We start from the raw sequence: 17,664 nt of genomic DNA on the forward strand, positions 1-17,664 counted from the left end.
CTTAAAAAGTATCCCTCCTAGTGAGTTGGAGGTCACTCCGTGCCCAGCCGTCATCAAAAACACAGATGATCAATGAAGCCGCTCGTTATTCAGCCCCAAACACAACAAGTCGCACCGATTATCGCCAAATTAGCAGAGTCTAATAAACCTCCACCCCAATTTTTCACAAATACTGACGCTTCCAGCCAGGCACTAAATAGACAGTTTGAGAGGATGAATGTTGACAGAAACAGTGGCCGCAATGATGGCCGACATGGGGGGCGTCTCCGGCTCGGTAAAATTGCAGAGTGAAAATAGTCTAGTGGGTTGCGGCGTCCGATCAAGGTGTTGGTATTGATAGGGTTGGTGATGCACACGACCCTCGTAGATGGAGCCATTTTTACGTTGGCTAAATAGGCGGTAACGCTCTAACAGGAAGAACTCGAGTGAGCCCAGTTTCGCTATTTGCTGAGTAGTAAGTTTCTGCGGGTATTGGAAGACTTGATTTATCGAATCACCGCTACGTTTTGATGTGTAAACAAGCTGATCAGATAGCTGTTCAGAAGTCATCTTGGCGTGGTTATATGGAAGGTGGAATAGGCTGCGAGCTATCTTAACTGCTAGCCATTGATTACAATCGAGCGTAAAGAACCAGACGCCAGGTTTACCGTGTTTGTCATAGACGTAGGTTCTGAGGTTCAATTCCTGAAACCATGATAAGCCGGGAGCACTAGGGCAGTAGGACGGGCGTATCTTTTCCATAAAAAAAGGCACGACCCCCAAGTAGGCTTCCCCTTCGAAACTGTCTACAAAAAGGCCTTTTGGCAGCCTTTGCTGGATTACTTCAGGAGAAACCTGCCAGTGGAGAAAGAGTAAGTGACTCCAGTCCTGGCGCATCACCACGGCTGAGTTCGGCTTTTTACGGGCATCGATCCGCTGTTGGTCAGTAGGGTGATTCATGTCGATGAGTAGACTTTTATCCTTATGGTTTTGCGTAACTAAACTGAGCGACTTTGCTGAGTGAGAAGTAGGTGTCTAACGCGGTAGAAGCCAGCGACGCAGCCTCTATCAGGTTGATGCTGCCATCGCTATGAAGGGCTTCGTCGGGCATCTCAATGAGCTGCACGCGACCGATAATAAGCTTAGTATTGTTGGTCTTAATATCGACGATGTCCTCTAGATTTAGAGCGTACCTGATACGGCTTTCTTTGACGAATGGTGCAGAAATATTTGGGTGGAAATGTTCGTCCATTCCTACGGCTGAGAATTCTGAGATTTCTGCAGGGTAGCGAGCCGAGCATTGGTGTGCCTGTTCAAGGATCTCAGCATGGACATGATTAAGCGTCCATGACTCGGTATCAACTATGTTTTTTAAAGTATTTCGGTCAACAGTATCTGGTCGCGTCACCATACCGATCAGAATTGGGCTGGAACCTAGGTGGGTAATACTGGAAAAAGGGGCTAGATTGGTTATGCCGGCGATTGATTTAGTGCCGACAAGACAGATTGGTTTAGCTCCAGGAAGAGAAGTTGCTAGCTGGACCTTCGGAAGTTTTTTCATAGCGTTAATGTGCGCCGCAGTGATGATCATAGCTTAATCATGGACCAGATGAAGAGGTCTGCAAATTGTTATGAAGCAAAGTCGCAGATGTGCGCTATAGTTACACATGAAGTGGGTAATCAACGATGAAGCAAAGAGCAAAGTCATACGTATGGCTTGGGAGGATAGGACAAGCTTTGATGAAATTTATAAAAACACCGGGCTTACTGAGACGGACGTTATTAAATTGATGCGTAAATACCTAAAGCCCTCAAGCTTCCGCAGCTGGAGGAAGCGCGTGAGTGGGAGAATCACAAAGCACGGCAAAAAGTTCAGCCAGAGTCGTAAAGAGCTAAAAAATATTCCGCAGCAAAAAATTGATATACGGGCTTTAGAATATTGACGCCTCTCATTTCGAAATGGCCTTTTGCCTGCAGTGTTTGCTGCGTGGTAAAAAGAAAAAAGGAGTCATAATTTAATCTTATTCATCCAGCATCCCTTCATGCCTAGAACTCCGCGGATCCAATACCCCGGACCCCTGCTATGTCATGGCACGCGGGTATCGTCGGGAGAACATTGTTCAAGGTGATGACGACCGCTGGATGTTCCTGCACACTCTGGGTGAAATGGCCGGACGCACCTCTATTCTTATCCATGCCTTCGCGCTCATCGACAATCACTACCATCTTGTGCTCGAGACCCCGAGGGCGAACCTCGTGGACGGCATGCAGTGGTTCCAGAACACCTACACGCGGCGTTTTAATGTGAAACACAAAGCCTGGGGGCATCTCTTCGGTGGCCGTTACAAAGCAGTGCTCGTTCAGTCTGATGAGGGTGATTATTTCAGCACACTCATCGACTACGTGCATCTCAACCCCGTCAGAGCCGGAATGATCAAAGAGGGGCAAGGTTTTGATGAAAGCCCTTGGACAAGTCTGCGCGAATACCGCAAACCTACCACCAAACGCCAGCCCTGGATGGCTACTTCAGCCGGGTTTGAAGCCGTTGGGCTAGAAGATACCTCCCGGGGGCGCAAGGCCTACATAACACGTCTGGAAAACCTCATCGACTGGAGCCAGCCGAGCGATTCCGGTAAAATCCTCTGGCAGGGCCAAAGTCTGCAATCCACCTTGAAACGAGGCTGGTATTTTGGAGCACAGGAGTTTCGGGAAAAACTACTGGCCCGTCTGGAAACAGGAAAAGCCAATCTGGAGCGAAAAACCGCAAGGCGATACACCAGTGGAGAACTCAAAGCCTATGATGAGCAAGTGGCGGAAACCATCGTGTGCGCGGGTTTGAAAGAGCTGGGGCTTGAACGCAGCGAACTGGCTGATCTCCCGAAGAACGCCCCAGCCAAAGCCCTGCTCGCGCACATCATCACGGAACAAACCAGCATGCCGCAAAAATGGATCTCGCAAACCCTTCACATGGGCAGTGCCCCCTATGTGAGCAAATTGGCGAAGGAGATGAAGCTGGCCATGCCAAGCACCTGACCCCTTTTTATGCTAATTTCGAGTTTGGAGCTTCCGAAGTTGATAAGCATTCCATGCTGGGTGCGGCTGGCCCGGAGATAGCCTAGTATCTGGGCTGTGTGTTCTGGGGCGAGTGTTTTACAGGCCTTGAGTTCGATGATGATTTTGTTTTCTACAGTGAGATCTGAAATGAAATCACCCAGTAAGCTGCCATCCTCGTCGTAAACCTTGAGGGGTATTTGTTGATCTACTTGCAGCCCCTGTTTTCTGAGTCTGTTGCGCAGCCCGTTCTCATAGATTTTTTCAAGATGCCCGTGGCGTAGGTAACGATGAAGCTCGTAGGCGGTTTGTCTGATTGTATCGGTGAGTATTTTTATGTCTGCTTCCATGATCCTATTTTATCATACGGAATGCCCAGCAGGATATTTGAAAATGTTAGTTTGTCTATTTATGTGAATTATACTGCTAGGGATTTGCTTTTTGGGTGAGGTGGTCGGAGTTGCGGTCATGGGGGAAATAGGTGGTTGCGAGGGAAAGATGGGGGTGCATTAAATGGGTGAATCGGCTGTAGTGAATGGCCACTCACAGGATGAGTCAATGGTGGAATTGTTACTGAGAGCGGTCAGTCCGGACCCTTCTCTGCCCCTTCTCTGGATATTGAACCATACGAAAAAACCCCACCTCCGCGTGACGGGGAATGGGGTTGGGATATTTGTTAATTTTCCGAGGCCGGATTACCTACGGCGACGCAGGATGAGTGCGAGTCCACCGAGGCCGAGAAGGGCGGTGGTGGATGGCTCGGGGATGGCCGTGATGGTGAAAGTGCCGTTGAGATTGTCCGTTGCCAACAAGGTCTGTGAGGTAGTGGTTGTGAAGAAATCTGCGGCTGTTATAGCGGCTGTGACATCAGAAAGCATTACATAATCAGATCCAGCACCAAATCCGGCCGTGAAACTACTACCAACCGCTTGGAAATCAATAAAGCTGCCCTGTAAACCATATAAACCAGTACCAGTTTTAGAGTCAGTAACAGGATTAAGAAAAGTTAATGAGCCTCCATTAAGTTCGAAACCAGCTCCTCGACTGTCATACCGGTCTACCCTGAGGTTTGTTTGGGAGGAATCAAATGTTAGAGCTCCATCAGAGTTGACCGTCCAAAACGCAAACACCTTATCGTCGCGCACGAGCCCATTCGCAAAACTGCCCTCATACGTGAGTGAAGCTAGTCCATTAGCCGAGTTTCCATCGCCCACAGTATTTGTGAAGGATTGAGCTTTTTTTATTTGAAAGCCGCTGGAGGAGCCAATCAATGTGAAAGTTAAGGAACCATTTAATAGATCTATTTCCGGGGTGGAATTTACGCGGTTAGATGTACCACCCAAAGAGGGTATATTCGTTGTCGGAGTCAAATTGGGGGACCCTAGGGCATTGAATGAGATCCGATCGTCTGAAGACGATAGCAGATCTAATTGAGTTGTTGAAAGGTCACTGTCAACGGGTACGTCCCCTGTAGCATCTCCTTGGACATCATTCCAGTTAGCTGCATTGTTCCAGTCGCCGTCAACTGAACCATTCCATGCGTAAATTACGGCGTAAGCTGGAGCAGACCACAGAGTCATTACGCCGACTAGCGGCATGAGGTATTTTTGATGTGTCATATTTTTAGTTTTGGTTGTTGGTTGTGTTTTTGCGACCTTGCCGAATCGATCCACCGAGGATAAAACCGGACATGAGTCGCTGATTGGCACGCTTTTCGCACACACACACAAGATTTTTCAGGATTGACAACTAGGGTCGTTCAGGGTCAGGTTAAACCATGAATCAATGGCAGCGGCTCTCGACGGTTGACCAGTTCACAGCACACCTGCGTGCCGGGTTACTGTCTGGGCATTGGACGGGGACGATGCCTGGTGAGCTCCGGTTGGCGAAAGAATTCGCCATCAACCGCAAGACGGTGAAAGCGGCGCTGCGAATGCTCGAGAACGAGGGACTGCTGGTGAATCAAGGCCGCGGGGCCCAGCGCAAAATCGTGCTGTCGGAAGATCTGGTCAAGCCGCCAGGCTTTCGGGTGGCGATATTATGTTACGAACAAATCGATCAATCTCTGGATTATCTTATCGACTGCAAAAATAAGTTGGAGACGGCGGGGCACACTGCCTTTTATGCGCCGAGCCACTTAACGGAACTCAAGATGGACGCGCGTCGGATCGCACGCATGGTGGGGGAAATCGAGGCGGACGCCTGGGTGGTGCTTGGCGGCACGCGTGAGGTGCTGGAGTGGTTCCTGCTACAAAAGATCCCGGCCTTTGCGCTCTTCGGTCGGCGGCGAGAATTGAAAATTGCAGGGATCGGACCGGACCATGTTCCAGCCCTCACTGAGGCCACGCGTCGACTGATCGACCTCGGTCACCAACGGATTGTGTTACTGGACAGTATTTATAAATTCTCAGAACCGGGGGCTTTTGGCGGAGCCGTTCTCGATGCATTGTCGCTAGCGGTATCACTGCGGGCGCCTACAACATGCGGGGTTGGGAGGGAGGGCTCGAAGGACTGTATGCGCACCTTGACTCGTCGTTCCAAATCTCCCCGCCAACCGCGCTCATCGCCAGCTCCTGTCCCAACTATTTCGCAACGCAAAGTTTTCTGCTTAACCGGGGCATCCGGGTGCCGCAGGATCTTTCCTTGATCTGCGTCGACGATGAACCGCATTTCAGCCAGTGCCGGCCATCGGTCTCGCATATCCGCTGGAGCAGCCGCTCGGTCGCGAACCGCATCGTGCGCTGGGTCCGGAATATCAGAGAGGGAAAAAAAGACACCCGCCAGACGATGATCAAAGCGGAGTTTGTTGAGGGTGGCACGATGGGGCCAGCACCAGAGGAGTGAAGTCTTGAAGTCGGGGAGGCAGGGATCAAGAGTACCCAAAGAATGACGAAAGCCTAAATCCGAATCATCAGGATTTGCTCTGCGCATCTGCGCGAGAAATGAATTCAGAGCCTCGAATGGTACTTTGGGGTCAGGCCTACAGAGGTGTACAGAGGTGCCGTTGTTATTGGGCGAGACGGTTGGAAACCGTCGCCACTTAGAGGCTGGAGATGGTTACTGGGCGGGATTCTTGGATGGAGAGGTCGGCGGCGATGCTGACTTTTAGGCTTTCGATGGCGTCGTCGAATGTGGAGTGGATTCCGGCGTGCGAGTCACTTTTTAGAGCGGTGAGGAAGGCTCTGTTCTCTGCGAGCAAGGGGTTATCAATGGAGATGAGTTCTTCGGTGTGGGCTGCGCTGTGTTGGATTTTTAGGTCCATGCAATGCTCGCTAAAGCGGAAGGTCTTCTCGCGGGAGGCCATTTCGAGGTAGATTCCGAGTGCGCCACCGCCGTGTTGTTTGGTGAAGCATGAGGTCTGGACTGTGCCGATAGCTCCAGATTCTAGCTGGAAGTTCATCACTAAGGCGTCGTCGACATTGAAGTCGTCGACATCATTGATGAAACCACGGGTTGAGAGGGCTTGGACTTCTTTGATTTCGCCGCTGATATAGCGGATCGAGTCGATCAAGTGGGTGGCCTGCTCGGTGAGTTGGCCGCCAGAGAGCTCGCGACGTCGCCACCAATAAGGAGGTGGCAGTTCGCCGCTCCAAGCCGAGTTGAAAAGGATGGCGGGGTCTTTAGAAAAGTATTCTTTGGCTTTTAGAATATTGTGCCGGTAGCGATTCATGTAGCCAACACTGACGACGTTCCCTGCGTTTTTGAAGGTGTCGCTGAGTCGGCTTGCTAGGTCTAAGTTGAGGGCGATGGGTTTCTCGATGAAGAGCCCTTTGACATGCTCAGCGCATGCGATCTCGATGTCGCCATGGAGATGTGGGGGGAGGCAGATGTAGACGGCATCGAGTTGCTCCTTTTTGAGCATCTCGAGATAGTTGTTAAATGGGTAGTATCTGACAGCCGAGGTGCCGATGAGGGCCTGAGCCGTGGATTCGTTGCGGCTGCAGATAGCAACCACTTCAGCACTGGGGATCTGAGCCAGTGCCAGCATGTGCTGCTGTGCAAAACCTGATCCGATGAAGGCGATTTTTGATGTCATGGGGAAGAAAGGAGAAAGTGCGGTTATGCTAGGTAGTAGCTGTGGTTGGACTTTAGTGATGTAGGGGAGGCTGCTGTGAGTTTTTTGTCGTCGAGGTAGAGTGTGGGGGAGATTTCTACGGTGGCGGAGTCGGCGACTTTGATTCCGAGGTTTCTTAGGCGATTGATGTCGCGTTTGATCTGATCAGCCTGGCTGCTCTCGAGTGAATCCACGCCGGTTTTATTTTTCACGGGTGAGAATTCTTGCTCACGCATGGCTTCGAGGATGAGTGGGTTCTTGGCGAGTGGGAGGGCGTCGAATACGAAGGTTTCAAACTTAACGGCGTTGGCTGTGTCTGGTGAGAATGCTTCGCCATCGAGGTTGATGAAGGGGACTTTTTTCTCGGCTCTGTGGTAGGGGAGTTTGAGGTTGGCGCTGGCAAATTGGTCAATGAAGTCGCGACGTAGGAGGTGCATTGCTGGGCTGCCGGCACGGTATTTGATGCGTCCTTCGGTGTCGGTTTCGAGTGCTTTTTCCTCGGGGAGGTCGGAGTATTCGATGATGTTCATGCTGTCGCCGACCATGACGAAGTTGCCGAGCTTTTCGAAGGGGCCAGTTTTGGTGAGTGAGCGGCTGGACATGTCTGACTGCTGCAGATCGTGGAGGCCAACAAAGAGTGGTGACATGATGCTGATGAGGGGATTGTCGACTTGGAAATAGGAGAGGTGTTCGATCCCTCGGCTTTTCATGTCGTCGATCGATCCTGAATCGATAAGTGCCTTGAGCGAGCCACCGTGGCCGTTGGGTGAGAGAGCTAGGTTGTCCGCGTCTTTTACTAGAAGTTTGCCTTCAAAATCGGTTGCCGGCATGACGCCCTGGGTGAAGAACTGGACGTCGGCTTGATTGAGTCCAAAGAATTGGTTTTGTTTGAAGTAGGCAGTGGTGGCGTCGATGTTGAGCGGGCTGCACATGATGTACCACGGGATGTTGCAGCTGTACTTGGCATTGAGTCCAGCGATTTGCTCGGCGAAGAGCTGGAACAGGCTCTTGCTTTGGATCGGGCTGACTGGGAAGGTTCCTTTTGGTCCGTCATAGCCTAGGCGTGTGCCTTGGCCGCCTGCTACGGTGAAGGCTGCAGTTTTGCCTTCGGAGATGAGCTGTTCACCGTGAGCTGCAGCCTTTTGGTAGAGGGCGGATTGAGCATCATTCTCCGGAGTGAGAGGGAAGTAGGCAGCGGGCTCGTAGTGGTCTGGGAGTCCAGCGCTGGCGTGGCTGTTGATGCATTCATCCACGGCTTTGCTTAGTTCGTTCCAGTCGAGAGCCGCGACTTGCTCACTGAGTTCTGGGCTGTTGGCGACGAAGGGTTCGAGATGTGCTTGGTTTGCTGGTATGCTGGTCATTGTGGTGATGTCAAAAGTGTTGGGTAGTAGAGCTTGCTCTGGCAGTGACTCAGCTTGGGGGGATTGTTGTTTAGTCTAGGAACTCGGCTGATGCTCCACCGGCGCTGCGGCAAATGAAGGCGGTGGTCTGTTTGCCAGTTTCCCTTGCGTAGGCTTCAGTCGCGTCGGTGCAGTATTGCTCTGCGTCCATTGCGCGGACGAGGTGGATGGAGATTCCTCCAAAGCCGCCGCCGCTGAGACGTGCGCCTATGCAGAGCGATGATTGGTGGGCTATCTTTACCAATGCGTCGAGCTCGGGGCATGAGTTCTCGAAGTTTTGCTGCGAGCTATCATGCGAATCGAAAAGTAATTGGCCAAATTGGGCGAAGTCGTGTTGGCTTAGAAATCCTTGAGCTTGCTGGACGCGGGAGTTTTCGCCAACGACGTGGAGTGCGCGTTTGTAGTCGAAGAGGTCGAGTTTGTTTTTGAACTGTTCTAGCAACTGGAGGTCGACGTCACGGAGGGCCGTGATTTCTGGCTTGTCCTGGGCAATAGTGGCGACAGCATTTTCGCATTGTTGGCGGCGCTCGTTGTATTCTTGGCTTAGGTCGTGGGCGACATTCGAGTTGATAACGACGAATGCGAGGTTCTCGGGGAGGGGAGTGTGGCTGACGGTGACATCGCGGTATTCGCTGACGACCATTTCTCCTTTGCGGCCTGAGAGCGATGTGAGTTGGTCCATTAGGCCGGTGTTGGCGCCGATGTAGTTGTTTTCGCAGCCTTGGCCGATGAGGGCTTTTTCTTTGGGTTCTAGCTGTAGTTCAAACAGTGCGTCGAGTCCTGTGACGATGGCCATCTCCAGTGATGCTGAGCTACTCATACCCGCAGAAAGAGGGATGTCAGAGGTGATCAGAGCCTGAAATGCGGTGATTGTGTGACCTCGTTTCTGCAGCTCAACAAGGACGCCGCGGACATAGTTGGTCCAATCTTTGTTGGGAAGAGGCGTGCTGAAATCGGTAATGTCGAACTCGCGGATGCCATCGGCCATTGCTGGACTAAAGACTTGGCAGGAATTTCCTTCTATTTTTTTGAAGGAAATCTGAGTGTTGCGGTCTACGGCGATACTGAGGACGAAGCCTTCGTTGTAGTCAGTATGGTTTCCGAGGACTTCGAGCCGGCCTGGTGCCTGTGCTAGCAGGATGGCGGATGATGCGAATACCTGTTCGAATTGGTCTAAATTATTGTGAGACATGGATTTTTTAAAAAACCAGCCTTCCGAGTTGAGGTCGGAAGGCTGAGTTAGAAATAGCGGCAGCTGAAAAATTGGATTTACCAACTGACCATTTAGGATTTTCTAGGTGGCAGCCTATTTGGCTGATTTTTTCAGCTCGTCACGCTCTTTTTGAGCTTTCTGATCAGCGTCGAATTTCTCTTTGCCTTCAGGGTTATTGTGGTCCTGATTGAAGGCTTTAGTGTCGGCGAAGTAAGCATAGATAGCGACTACGGCAACACAGAGGAGAGCTCCAACGACTTTACCATGCTTCCAAGGAGTCATGTCTACAGCTCCCACATCTACTTGAACGAAGTCGGTAGTGCGTGGCTTGATAAAGCGAATCAAGAGCATTGCACTGACGATGATGGCAAACGCTAAGCCTAAGAAGTGGAAGTCATTCATGCCGGATACCAATTCTTTACCATAAGGTACAAAATAGCAGAACGGGATGATGGTGAAACCAATGATGAGTCCCACTTTAGCTGCAATTGGCGGAGTGCGCTTGGAGAGCATTCCGACGATAATGACAGCAAAGAGTGGGATGAAGTAGATCCCGTTCATCTTCTGCAAATACGCAAACAAGCTATCTTGACCAGCAAGCAGTGGAGCAATGATGATAGAAGTGATCGCGATGAATAGACCGAACCATTTACCCGATTTGACCACTTTCTTTTCGTCAGCTTCTTTGTTGATGACGTTCTTGTAGAAGCCGAGACTAAAGAGAGTACAAGTCGAGTTGAGCGCTGAGTTGAATGATGAAAGAATGGCACCCACCATCACCGCAGCGAAGAAACCAGTGAGTGGCTTAGGTAGCACATCGCGGACGAGTGTTCCGTAAGATTCATCATTGCCAATGAAGGTGAGTTCACCGTCAACCATCGTGCCATTTGCATAAAGGTGGAAGGCGATTAGACCTGGAATTACCAGATACATGGGTCCGAGGAGCTTGAGTCCGCCAGTAAGCAGCACACCTTTCTGACCTTCTTGCAGGCTAGATGCGCCAAAGGTACGCTGGATAATCTGTTGGTTGGTACACCAGTAGAAGAGGTTGAGCAGGGCGACACCTGTGAAAATGGTGGAGAAAGGCACGTTGTCCTTTTTGCCGCCGATCGAGTTGAAACGCTCAGGGTCTGCTTCCATGAGGGTATTCCAGCCAGCTACTGCGCCATTGCCATCACCCACAGCCTTGAGGCCAAAGTAAGCAATCAGGAAGCCACCAACTAAGAGACCAGCGCCATTCAGCGTGTCTGAAACTGCCACAGTACGAAGACCACCAAAGAGTGCGTAGATGGAGCCGATTGTGCCAATAAGGATAACCATGAACCAGAGCACACCGGTTTCGCTATTGATGCCAGTCAAGGCTTGTACGTCGAGCATCGCCGAGAGCCCTTTGGCTCCCGAGTAGAGAACGATAGGTAGCAAAATCACTGCGTAAGCAACAAGGAAGATCATGTCGACAACCATGCGAACCTTGTGGTCGTAGCGAACTTCAAGGTATTGAGGCACTGTTGCGATACCGCTGCGGAGGAACTTAGGTAAGAAGAAGAGAGCCATTATCACGAGCGTAATGACGGCAAAGACCTCCCACACCATCACGTGTAATCCGTGCTCATAAGCAGCTCCGTTGAGGCCTACTAATTGCTCAGTCGAGAGGTTGGTGAGGAGTAGTGAGCCAGCAATAAAGGGAAAGGTGAGGCTGCGGCCACCCAAGAAATAACCATCACTGCTGCTGTGGTCGTCTTTGCGGGTTATTAACCAAGTCACCAGACCGACTAGGCCAGTGAAGATTAGAAAGGATATAATTATGCTATTCATGGGTGGTTTCTATTCTTGGGGGGTGAAATTCTGGGTCACTTAACACGAGTTAAGTTAATCTGTGGAGGATAATTTTTAGCAATTATCAATGAGCAGCGCTGAGACGTGCTGAGGGAAGAGAAAATGGTGGGGGCTAAGCATTGTAGCCGAGCCATGGTCCGAGCCAGCGTTCAGCTTTCTCTTGGCTCCAGCCTTTGCGCTCGGCGTAGTCTTTGACTTGGTCCTCTTTTAGCTCAGAGACCGCGAAGTAGTGCGACTCTGGGTGCGAGAAGAGTAGACCGGAGACCGCAGCACCTGGGTGCATCGCGCAGGACTCGGTGAGCTCTACCCCGGTCTTTTCGGAAGCGCCGAGGAGGTCAAAGAGGGTTGGTTTCTCAGTGTGATCTGGCTGGGATGGATAACCTGGAGCCGGGCGGATGCCGCGGTAGATTTCTTTGATCAGCTCGTTGTTATTGAACTCGTTCGGCCGCTCGTAGCCCCATGCCACACGTGCTCGGTGGTGCAGCAGTTCCGCAAATGCTTCCGCTAGACGGTCGGCGATCGCTTTGATCATGATGCCTTTGTAAGGGTCGTGCTCCGCTTCTTCGACCTTCTTAGACCATTCGTCCGCACCGTGGATGCCAACGACGAACCCACCGACGAAGTCGGCCGTAGAAGAGGCTTCCAGCCTCTTTGAGCTACACCATTTCCAGTCGACCAAACCAGCAATCTCAGGATTAGACTGAATATATTTAGTCTGGTTCAAGAAATCATCGGCGTCCCTAACGAGATGGTCATAAGATTCACTTTGCCAGAAAGCACCATCTCTCCCGAGAGCTATGTTTGCCTCTCTAGCCGAAAAGCTCTTTATACTATGGAGAATGTCACTGAGTTCATAACCTGATTTAGGCTTGATGATCAGATGGACATGGTTAGGCATGATGCTCCATGAACCGAGGTCGTAGCGTTCACCATCAAAGTGCGTGAGAGCGGATGCGACGATTTTAGCGATCACATCACCGTTCATCCAACAATTACCTTCTTGCTTATTGAGGGCTGATTCGAGGTTGGTTTGGTAGTGCTCAGTGAGTCGCTCTCTGAAGCTTGCCGCTAAAGAATGATCACCTTGAGCTTCAGCTTTTTTGATTTGGTTCTTAAGCTCTGTTGTTTGAGCTAGATGTGCGTCAGTTGCTGACTTTGGTAATGAGTCAGTGAGGCGGAATGTGACCGCGTAGATGGCACCATCTTTAGTCCAATGGGGGAGATTTGATTTACGTTTGGTGAATGGAGTTGATTCGTCGTTGATTGGCTTGTTGCTAAAGAGGCTGGAAGCCTCTTCTACGGGCGCCACATAATCACTGAGTGCGAAGTGTGGTTTGTTGGAGGTCTTTTCGATCTGTTGGCGGAGGGTGTGGAAGGTGGCAGCTTTTTCGGTGCGTGACTCGTCGGTCCAGACGTCGATGTCGTCGCCATTGCCGTTGGCTGGGAAGAATCCGTAGACGCCACGTGCGGTGAAGCGTTTGTGCTCGATGATGTCTTCGAGGATTTCCTGAGCATCCGCGAAGAGCTCTTGCGCTTGTTCCGCTCCCGCTTCGTTGCGGGTTTTGAGAACCTTGGTTTCACGATCCCACAGGCCGCGGAGCTCCCATGCGTGGAAGAAGGGAGTCCAGTCGATGTATTCGGAAAGCTCGCGGAGGGACTGGTTGTCCATCACGCGGGTGCCGGTGAATTCTGGCTGGGCTGGCCTGTAGTTGGCCCAATCAAAGTCTGGCTTGTTCGAACGTGCTTGTTCGAGTTCGATTGTCGGCTTGGACTTCTTGTTGAAGTTGTCGCGCAGCTTCTGGTGACGCTCGTTGTTTTCTTCGATGAATTTCGCTCTTTTCTCCTTAGAAAGGAGAGTGGTGGTGACTGGTACTGAGCGTGAGGCGTCGAGTACGTGAACGATCGGTCCTGAGTAACCAGGGGCAATTTTCACCGCTGTGTGGGCTGCAGATGTGGTGGCTCCTCCAACGAGAATTGGGAGCTTCATGCCACGGCGCTCCATTTCTTTTCCGACGTGAATCATCTCATCGAGCGATGGGGTGATGAGTCCGGAAAGTCCAATGATGTCGGCGCGTTTTTCGATCGCAGCTGCTAGGATTTTGTCACAGGAAACCATGACGCCCATGTCGATGACTTCGAAGCCATTACATGCGAGAACCACGCCAACGATGTTCTTGCCGATGTCGTGCACGTCGCCTTTGACTGTCGCCATGATGACGCGGCCCGCAGAAGCGGATTTCTCAGCTTCGTTGAGCGCTTCAGTATCGTTGAGTAACGGGTCTTCAGCTTGCAGTTCCTTGATCTTATCAGCGAGCTTTAGCGCCTTTTCCTCTTCCATGAAGGGCTCGAGGTAGGCGACGGACTTCTTCATCACACGAGCAGATTTCACCACTTGCGGGAGGAACATTTTCCCCGCACCGAAGAGGTCACCAACCACGGACATTCCGTCCATCAGTGGGCCTTCGATCACTTTGAGAGGTTGGACGTATTGCGCCAGAGCTTCCTTGGTGTCTTCAACGATGAATGTGTCGATACCGCGGAGTAGGGCATGTTCGAGGCGCTTCTCCACAGTGGTCTCACGCCAGGTGAGGTCTGCGAGTTGGGCTTCTTTTTTGATTCCTTTAAATTGCTCGGCAAAATCGAGTAAGCGCTCCGTGGCGTCTGGGTCAGAATTAAGGAGCACATCTTCGACGTGCTTGAGCATCTTAGGTTCTACTTCGTCGTAGACCTCAAGCATACCAGCATTGACGATTCCCATGTCCATGCCGTTCTTGCCAGCGTGGTAGAGGAAGGCGGCGTGCATCGCCTCGCGAACCGGGTTGTTGCCGCGGAAGGAGAATGAGACGTTAGAAACACCACCTGAAATCTTAGCGCCAGGGAGGTTCTCTTTGATCCATTTGGTAGCTTTGAAGAAATCGACAGCGTAGTTGTTATGCTCTTCGATTCCAGTCGCGACCGTGAGGATGTTAGGGTCGAAAATGATGTCCTGCGGGTTGAAGCCGACTTCATCGACAAGCACGCGGTAGGCGCGCTCACAGATGCGGATCTTTTCTTCGTAAGTGGCAGCCTGTCCCTCCTCGTCGAAGGCCATGACCACAGCTGCCGCACCAAACTTCATGATGGTACGGGCGTGAGACTTGAAGACTTCTTCGCCTTCCTTGAGCGAGATCGAGTTGACGATTCCTTTGCCTTGTATGCATTTTAGTCCAGCGAAGATGATTTCCCACTTCGAGGAATCGACCGTGATGGGGACTTTGGTGATGTCTGGCTCGGACTGCACGAGGTTGAGAAAGCGCGTCATCATTGGAGCGCCATCGATGAGCCCGTCGTCAAAACAGATGTCGATGACTGGAGCGCCGTTGTCGACCTGCTGGCGGGCAACTGCGAGCGCTTCTTCGAGCTTGTTTTCCTGGATGAGTTTACGGAATTTTGGAGATCCTGCAACGTTGGTGCGCTCGCCGATCATCAAGAAATTCTTATCTTTGGTGTGGTTGTAGGCTTCGGTTCCGGATAGGCGGAGAAGTGGCTCGTTGACTGGGATCTCGCGTGGTTTGACGCCTTTGACCGCGCGGGCTATTTCGGCGATATGCTCCGGCGTGTTACCACAGCAACCACCAGCGATATTGATGAAGCCAGACTCGGCAAAATCCTTGACCCTTTTGTGCATGTCGATCGGAAGAAATGGGAATCCAGTCTCGGAGAGCGCGTCTGGCATTCCAGCATTTGGATAACATGAAACAAATGTCTCAGCGCAGCCGCTGAGCTCGCCGATGAATTCGCGCATTTCGTCGGGGCCGAGCGAGCAGTTGAGTCCGATAGCGAGTGGCTTGACGTGGGCGCAGGCATTCCAGAGTGCTTCGATCTTGAGTGCTGAAATCATGGTCTCACCACCGCGGCCGACAGCTGCGGAGATGATAATCGGGAGATGGATCCCAAGTTCTTCGTAAACATCTTGGATGGCGACGAGGGCGCACTTGGAGTTGAGCGCATCGAAGATAGTTTCTACCATCAGGATATCGCATCCACCTTCGATGAGAGCCAGGATCTGGCGTTTGTAGTCTTCGTAAACTTGATCGAATGTGACGACCCGAAATCCTGCGTCGTCGGGGTCCACCGCCGAGTTGTTGAGGCCTACGGTCATTGGGCCAATGGCTCCAGCGACGTAGCGCTTGATGCCAGTTTTAGCTTCCACTTCATCACAGGCTTTACGAGCCAGCTTTGCGGACTCGAAATTTATTTCCCATGCAAGGTCCTTGAGGTAGGGGTCGTTGATGACTTTCTGATAGAACTCTGGGTCTTTGCGACCATTTCCTGATTCACGTGGGTCTTCTACAAAGAACTCAGACTGGGCGATGGATGTGCCGGAAAATGAATTGGTCTCGACGATATCCGAGCCAGCATGGAGAAAACGCAGGTGGATGTCGTAGATGACGTCGGGACGTGTCAGCGAGAGAATGTCACCATTGTTGAGGATGTCTTTCTCGATGTCCTTGAAGCGCTCACCACGAGCATCTTCTTCTGTGAGTCCGTAGCCTCGAATGGTGGTGCCCATTGCTCCGTCGAGCATGAGGATACGTTCTTTAAGGGAGGCTGTGAGTTCTGCGGTTGCGTCTGGGCGGGCCATGATTTTTTAAAGAAAAAGGTGAAAGGGCAAAGGATAAAGCGCCTAGCTAGATGAAGCCTTGCGAGTTGCGTGTGAAGTGGGCTTAGAGGCCGAGGATTGCTTTTGCAACGAAGAAGTAGATCACCATGCCCGAGACGTCAACAATAGTGGTGATGGCTGGGGCTGCGACGACTGCCGGATCGATTTTTGCCGCGCGAGCACCGATCGGAAGAAGGGAGCCGACGAGGGTAGATGAAGTGATTTGAACCGCCATTGAAATGGCAACCGCGATTCCAAATTTGACGAAGCCGATTTCGACGGGCATGTCGTGGTAGAACATGGGAACGACAAAAATAGTAATGAGCGCCATACCGATGCCGAGTAAGGAACCTAGCATGAGCCGAGTCGGAGTTCTTTCCAGCGACTCGCCAGAGCGTGCCCTCGTCGAGTTCGCCAAGCGCCATCGCGCGAATCACCATGGTGGATGCTTGACCGCCAGTGTTGCCGCCAGCAGCGACGACCATGGGAAGGAAGAGAGAGAGGATGAACAGACTTTCGAGGACGTGTTCGAACTTGATCATCACAATGCCCGAGGCGATCGCTAAAATCGCTAGGCCAAAGAGCCATGGGAAGCGGCGCTTGAAGTGCGTCATCGTCGGGGTGTTGAGGTAGGTTTCTTCGGAGATTCCACCCGAGAAACCCGCCATTTTTTCCATATCTTCAGTGGACTCTTCTTCGAGAATCTCGACCACGTCATCGTGGGTGATGATGCCTAAGATGCGATTTTGTTCGTCGACGACGGGAAGCACGAAGAGGTCGTACTTGGATACCATCTGAGCGGCCTCTTCCTGGTCAGCTGAGGCTAGGATGGAGCGGGTGACTTCGCGCTGAATTTCAGATATTTTTGTTTCCCAGGTGTTGAAAGCAAGGTCACGGAAGCGAACATAGCCACAGAGTCTTTCCTTTGCGTCGACGACGTAAACACGAGAAAATGATTCAGTCTCATCGCTGGCCCCACGCAGGCTGTGCAGAGCTTCTTTAATTGTCATCTCGGCATGAATACTGCCGAAGTGAGTTGTCATGCGACCACCTGCGGTATGTTCGCCGTATTTAAGAAGTGACTTGGTGACCTCGATGTCGTCGGGTTCGATCAGCGCTAACAGGCGCTCACGAGTGTCGTCGGAAACGTCTTGAAGGATATCGACTCGGTCATCGTCAGAAACTTGGTCGAGGATTTCGCGCTGCCCCTCAGTGTCGAGACGCGCCATGGTCTCTTCCACGAGGGTGTCAGGGAGCTCGGTGATGACGGCAGCAAATTTTTCCTTATCGATGTGTTCGGAGAAGAATTCACGTTTGTCGTCGTTGAGTCTTTCAAAGATTTCAGCGAGGTCAGCGTAGTGCAGCGCATCAGCCACTTTAAGAAATTTTGCGGAATCGCGTTCCTCAATCGCCTCCACCATGCGGCGTGTGTCTTTAGCTTCCTCGCTCATGCCGCTTAGCCTAATGATGCGCACTCATAATGGAAGTG

The 17,664-nt window shown here is 51.6% G+C and carries 13 protein-coding genes and 2 pseudogenes; 4 read left to right on the forward strand and 11 right to left on the reverse strand.

Annotated elements, in window-relative coordinates; all coding sequences use genetic code 11:
- Window positions 1–192: 192 nt before the first annotated feature.
- Both BSZ32_RS09540 and BSZ32_RS09545 read right to left on the reverse strand, forming a co-directional pair.
- Window positions 193–939 carry a YqjF family protein gene (locus BSZ32_RS09540; protein WP_105043211.1) on the reverse strand — a complete coding sequence of 249 codons (747 nt, stop codon included), beginning with the start codon at window positions 937–939 and terminating at the stop codon, window positions 193–195.
- 22 nt (window positions 940–961) lie between these two features.
- On the reverse strand, window positions 962–1,540 hold the full coding sequence (locus BSZ32_RS09545; protein ID WP_240610606.1) for a flavin reductase family protein: 579 nt from the start codon (window positions 1,538–1,540) through the stop codon (window positions 962–964).
- 106 nt (window positions 1,541–1,646) lie between these two features.
- Here BSZ32_RS09545 and BSZ32_RS09550 point away from each other — a divergent pair, with 106 nt between their 5' ends.
- Window positions 1,647–1,922: a TIGR03643 family protein gene (locus BSZ32_RS09550; protein ID WP_105043213.1), complete on the forward strand. Its 276-nt coding sequence runs from the start codon at window positions 1,647–1,649 to the stop codon at window positions 1,920–1,922.
- 145 nt (window positions 1,923–2,067) lie between these two features.
- Window positions 2,068–3,012 carry a transposase gene (locus BSZ32_RS09555; protein WP_105043214.1) on the forward strand — a complete coding sequence of 315 codons (945 nt, stop codon included), beginning with the start codon at window positions 2,068–2,070 and terminating at the stop codon, window positions 3,010–3,012.
- Here the strand turns inward: BSZ32_RS09555 and BSZ32_RS09560 are convergent.
- Complete coding sequence (locus tag BSZ32_RS09560; RefSeq protein ID WP_105043215.1) at window positions 2,961–3,380, reverse strand: GxxExxY protein; 420 nt, start codon at window positions 3,378–3,380, stop codon at window positions 2,961–2,963. The genes BSZ32_RS09555 and BSZ32_RS09560 overlap by 52 nt on opposite strands.
- 345 nt (window positions 3,381–3,725) lie before the next feature.
- Window positions 3,726–4,649, reverse strand: a complete 924-nt coding sequence (locus BSZ32_RS09565; RefSeq protein WP_105043216.1) for a PEP-CTERM sorting domain-containing protein — start codon at window positions 4,647–4,649, stop codon at window positions 3,726–3,728.
- A gap of 158 nt (window positions 4,650–4,807) precedes the next feature.
- Here BSZ32_RS09565 and BSZ32_RS20085 point away from each other — a divergent pair.
- Window positions 4,808–4,993 (forward strand): annotated as a pseudogene (locus BSZ32_RS20085) (GntR family transcriptional regulator); the annotation flags it as partial.
- Window positions 4,994–5,511: 518 nt separating this feature from the next.
- The gene (locus BSZ32_RS19765; RefSeq protein ID WP_105043218.1) at window positions 5,512–5,874 is read left to right on the forward strand and encodes a substrate-binding domain-containing protein; all 363 of its coding nucleotides are present in this window, start codon (window positions 5,512–5,514) and stop codon (window positions 5,872–5,874) included.
- Between the two features lie 196 nt (window positions 5,875–6,070).
- On the opposite strand, the gene BSZ32_RS09580 is transcribed toward BSZ32_RS19765, so the two are convergent.
- From BSZ32_RS09580 to mgtE, 7 genes and pseudogenes are all read right to left on the reverse strand, one after another.
- Window positions 6,071–7,066 carry a Gfo/Idh/MocA family protein gene (locus tag BSZ32_RS09580; protein WP_105043219.1) on the reverse strand — a complete coding sequence of 332 codons (996 nt, stop codon included), beginning with the start codon at window positions 7,064–7,066 and terminating at the stop codon, window positions 6,071–6,073.
- A gap of 23 nt (window positions 7,067–7,089) precedes the next feature.
- Entirely contained in the window at window positions 7,090–8,445 is a 1,356-nt protein-coding gene (locus BSZ32_RS09585; protein ID WP_105043220.1) for a UTP--glucose-1-phosphate uridylyltransferase, read from the reverse strand.
- Window positions 8,446–8,515: 70 nt separating this feature from the next.
- Window positions 8,516–9,676: a galactokinase gene (gene galK / locus BSZ32_RS09590; RefSeq protein WP_105043221.1), complete on the reverse strand. Its 1,161-nt coding sequence runs from the start codon at window positions 9,674–9,676 to the stop codon at window positions 8,516–8,518.
- 114 nt (window positions 9,677–9,790) lie between these two features.
- Entirely contained in the window at window positions 9,791–11,512 is a 1,722-nt protein-coding gene (locus tag BSZ32_RS09595; RefSeq protein ID WP_105043222.1) for a solute:sodium symporter family transporter, read from the reverse strand.
- Window positions 11,513–11,645: 133 nt separating this feature from the next.
- Window positions 11,646–16,157, reverse strand: a complete 4,512-nt coding sequence (metH, locus tag BSZ32_RS09600) for a methionine synthase (protein WP_105043223.1) — start codon at window positions 16,155–16,157, stop codon at window positions 11,646–11,648.
- Between the two features lie 82 nt (window positions 16,158–16,239).
- The gene (locus BSZ32_RS20345; protein WP_343125943.1) at window positions 16,240–16,533 is read right to left on the reverse strand and encodes a magnesium transporter; all 294 of its coding nucleotides are present in this window, start codon (window positions 16,531–16,533) and stop codon (window positions 16,240–16,242) included.
- Between the two features lie 52 nt (window positions 16,534–16,585).
- Window positions 16,586–17,626: pseudogene (mgtE, locus tag BSZ32_RS09605) on the reverse strand (magnesium transporter); the annotation flags it as partial.
- Window positions 17,627–17,664 lie beyond the last annotated feature (38 nt).

The sequence above is a fragment of the Rubritalea profundi genome, from assembly GCF_002954445.1.
Lineage (GTDB): Bacteria > Verrucomicrobiota > Verrucomicrobiia > Verrucomicrobiales > Akkermansiaceae > Rubritalea > Rubritalea profundi.

Excerpts from the sequence above, each read along its gene's own strand:
- BSZ32_RS09540 (WP_105043211.1), bottom strand. The coding sequence starts at position 939 with ATGAATCACCCTACTGACCAACAGCGGATCGATGCCCGTAAAAAGCCG.
- BSZ32_RS09545 (WP_240610606.1), bottom strand. The coding sequence starts at position 1,540 with ATGAAAAAACTTCCGAAGGTCCAGCTAGCAACTTCTCTTCCTGGAGCT.
- BSZ32_RS09550 (WP_105043213.1), top strand. The coding sequence starts at position 1,647 with ATGAAGTGGGTAATCAACGATGAAGCAAAGAGCAAAGTCATACGTATG.
- BSZ32_RS09555 (WP_105043214.1), top strand. The coding sequence starts at position 2,068 with ATGGCACGCGGGTATCGTCGGGAGAACATTGTTCAAGGTGATGACGAC.
- BSZ32_RS09560 (WP_105043215.1), bottom strand. The coding sequence starts at position 3,380 with ATGGAAGCAGACATAAAAATACTCACCGATACAATCAGACAAACCGCC.
- BSZ32_RS09565 (WP_105043216.1), bottom strand. The coding sequence starts at position 4,649 with ATGACACATCAAAAATACCTCATGCCGCTAGTCGGCGTAATGACTCTG.
- BSZ32_RS19765 (WP_105043218.1), top strand. The coding sequence starts at position 5,512 with ATGCGGGGTTGGGAGGGAGGGCTCGAAGGACTGTATGCGCACCTTGAC.
- BSZ32_RS09580 (WP_105043219.1), bottom strand. The coding sequence starts at position 7,066 with ATGACATCAAAAATCGCCTTCATCGGATCAGGTTTTGCACAGCAGCAC.
- BSZ32_RS09585 (WP_105043220.1), bottom strand. The coding sequence starts at position 8,445 with ATGACCAGCATACCAGCAAACCAAGCACATCTCGAACCCTTCGTCGCC.
- galK (WP_105043221.1), bottom strand. The coding sequence starts at position 9,676 with ATGTCTCACAATAATTTAGACCAATTCGAACAGGTATTCGCATCATCC.
- BSZ32_RS09595 (WP_105043222.1), bottom strand. The coding sequence starts at position 11,512 with ATGAATAGCATAATTATATCCTTTCTAATCTTCACTGGCCTAGTCGGT.
- metH (WP_105043223.1), bottom strand. The coding sequence starts at position 16,157 with ATGGCCCGCCCAGACGCAACCGCAGAACTCACAGCCTCCCTTAAAGAA.
- BSZ32_RS20345 (WP_343125943.1), bottom strand. The coding sequence starts at position 16,533 with ATGCTAGGTTCCTTACTCGGCATCGGTATGGCGCTCATTACTATTTTT.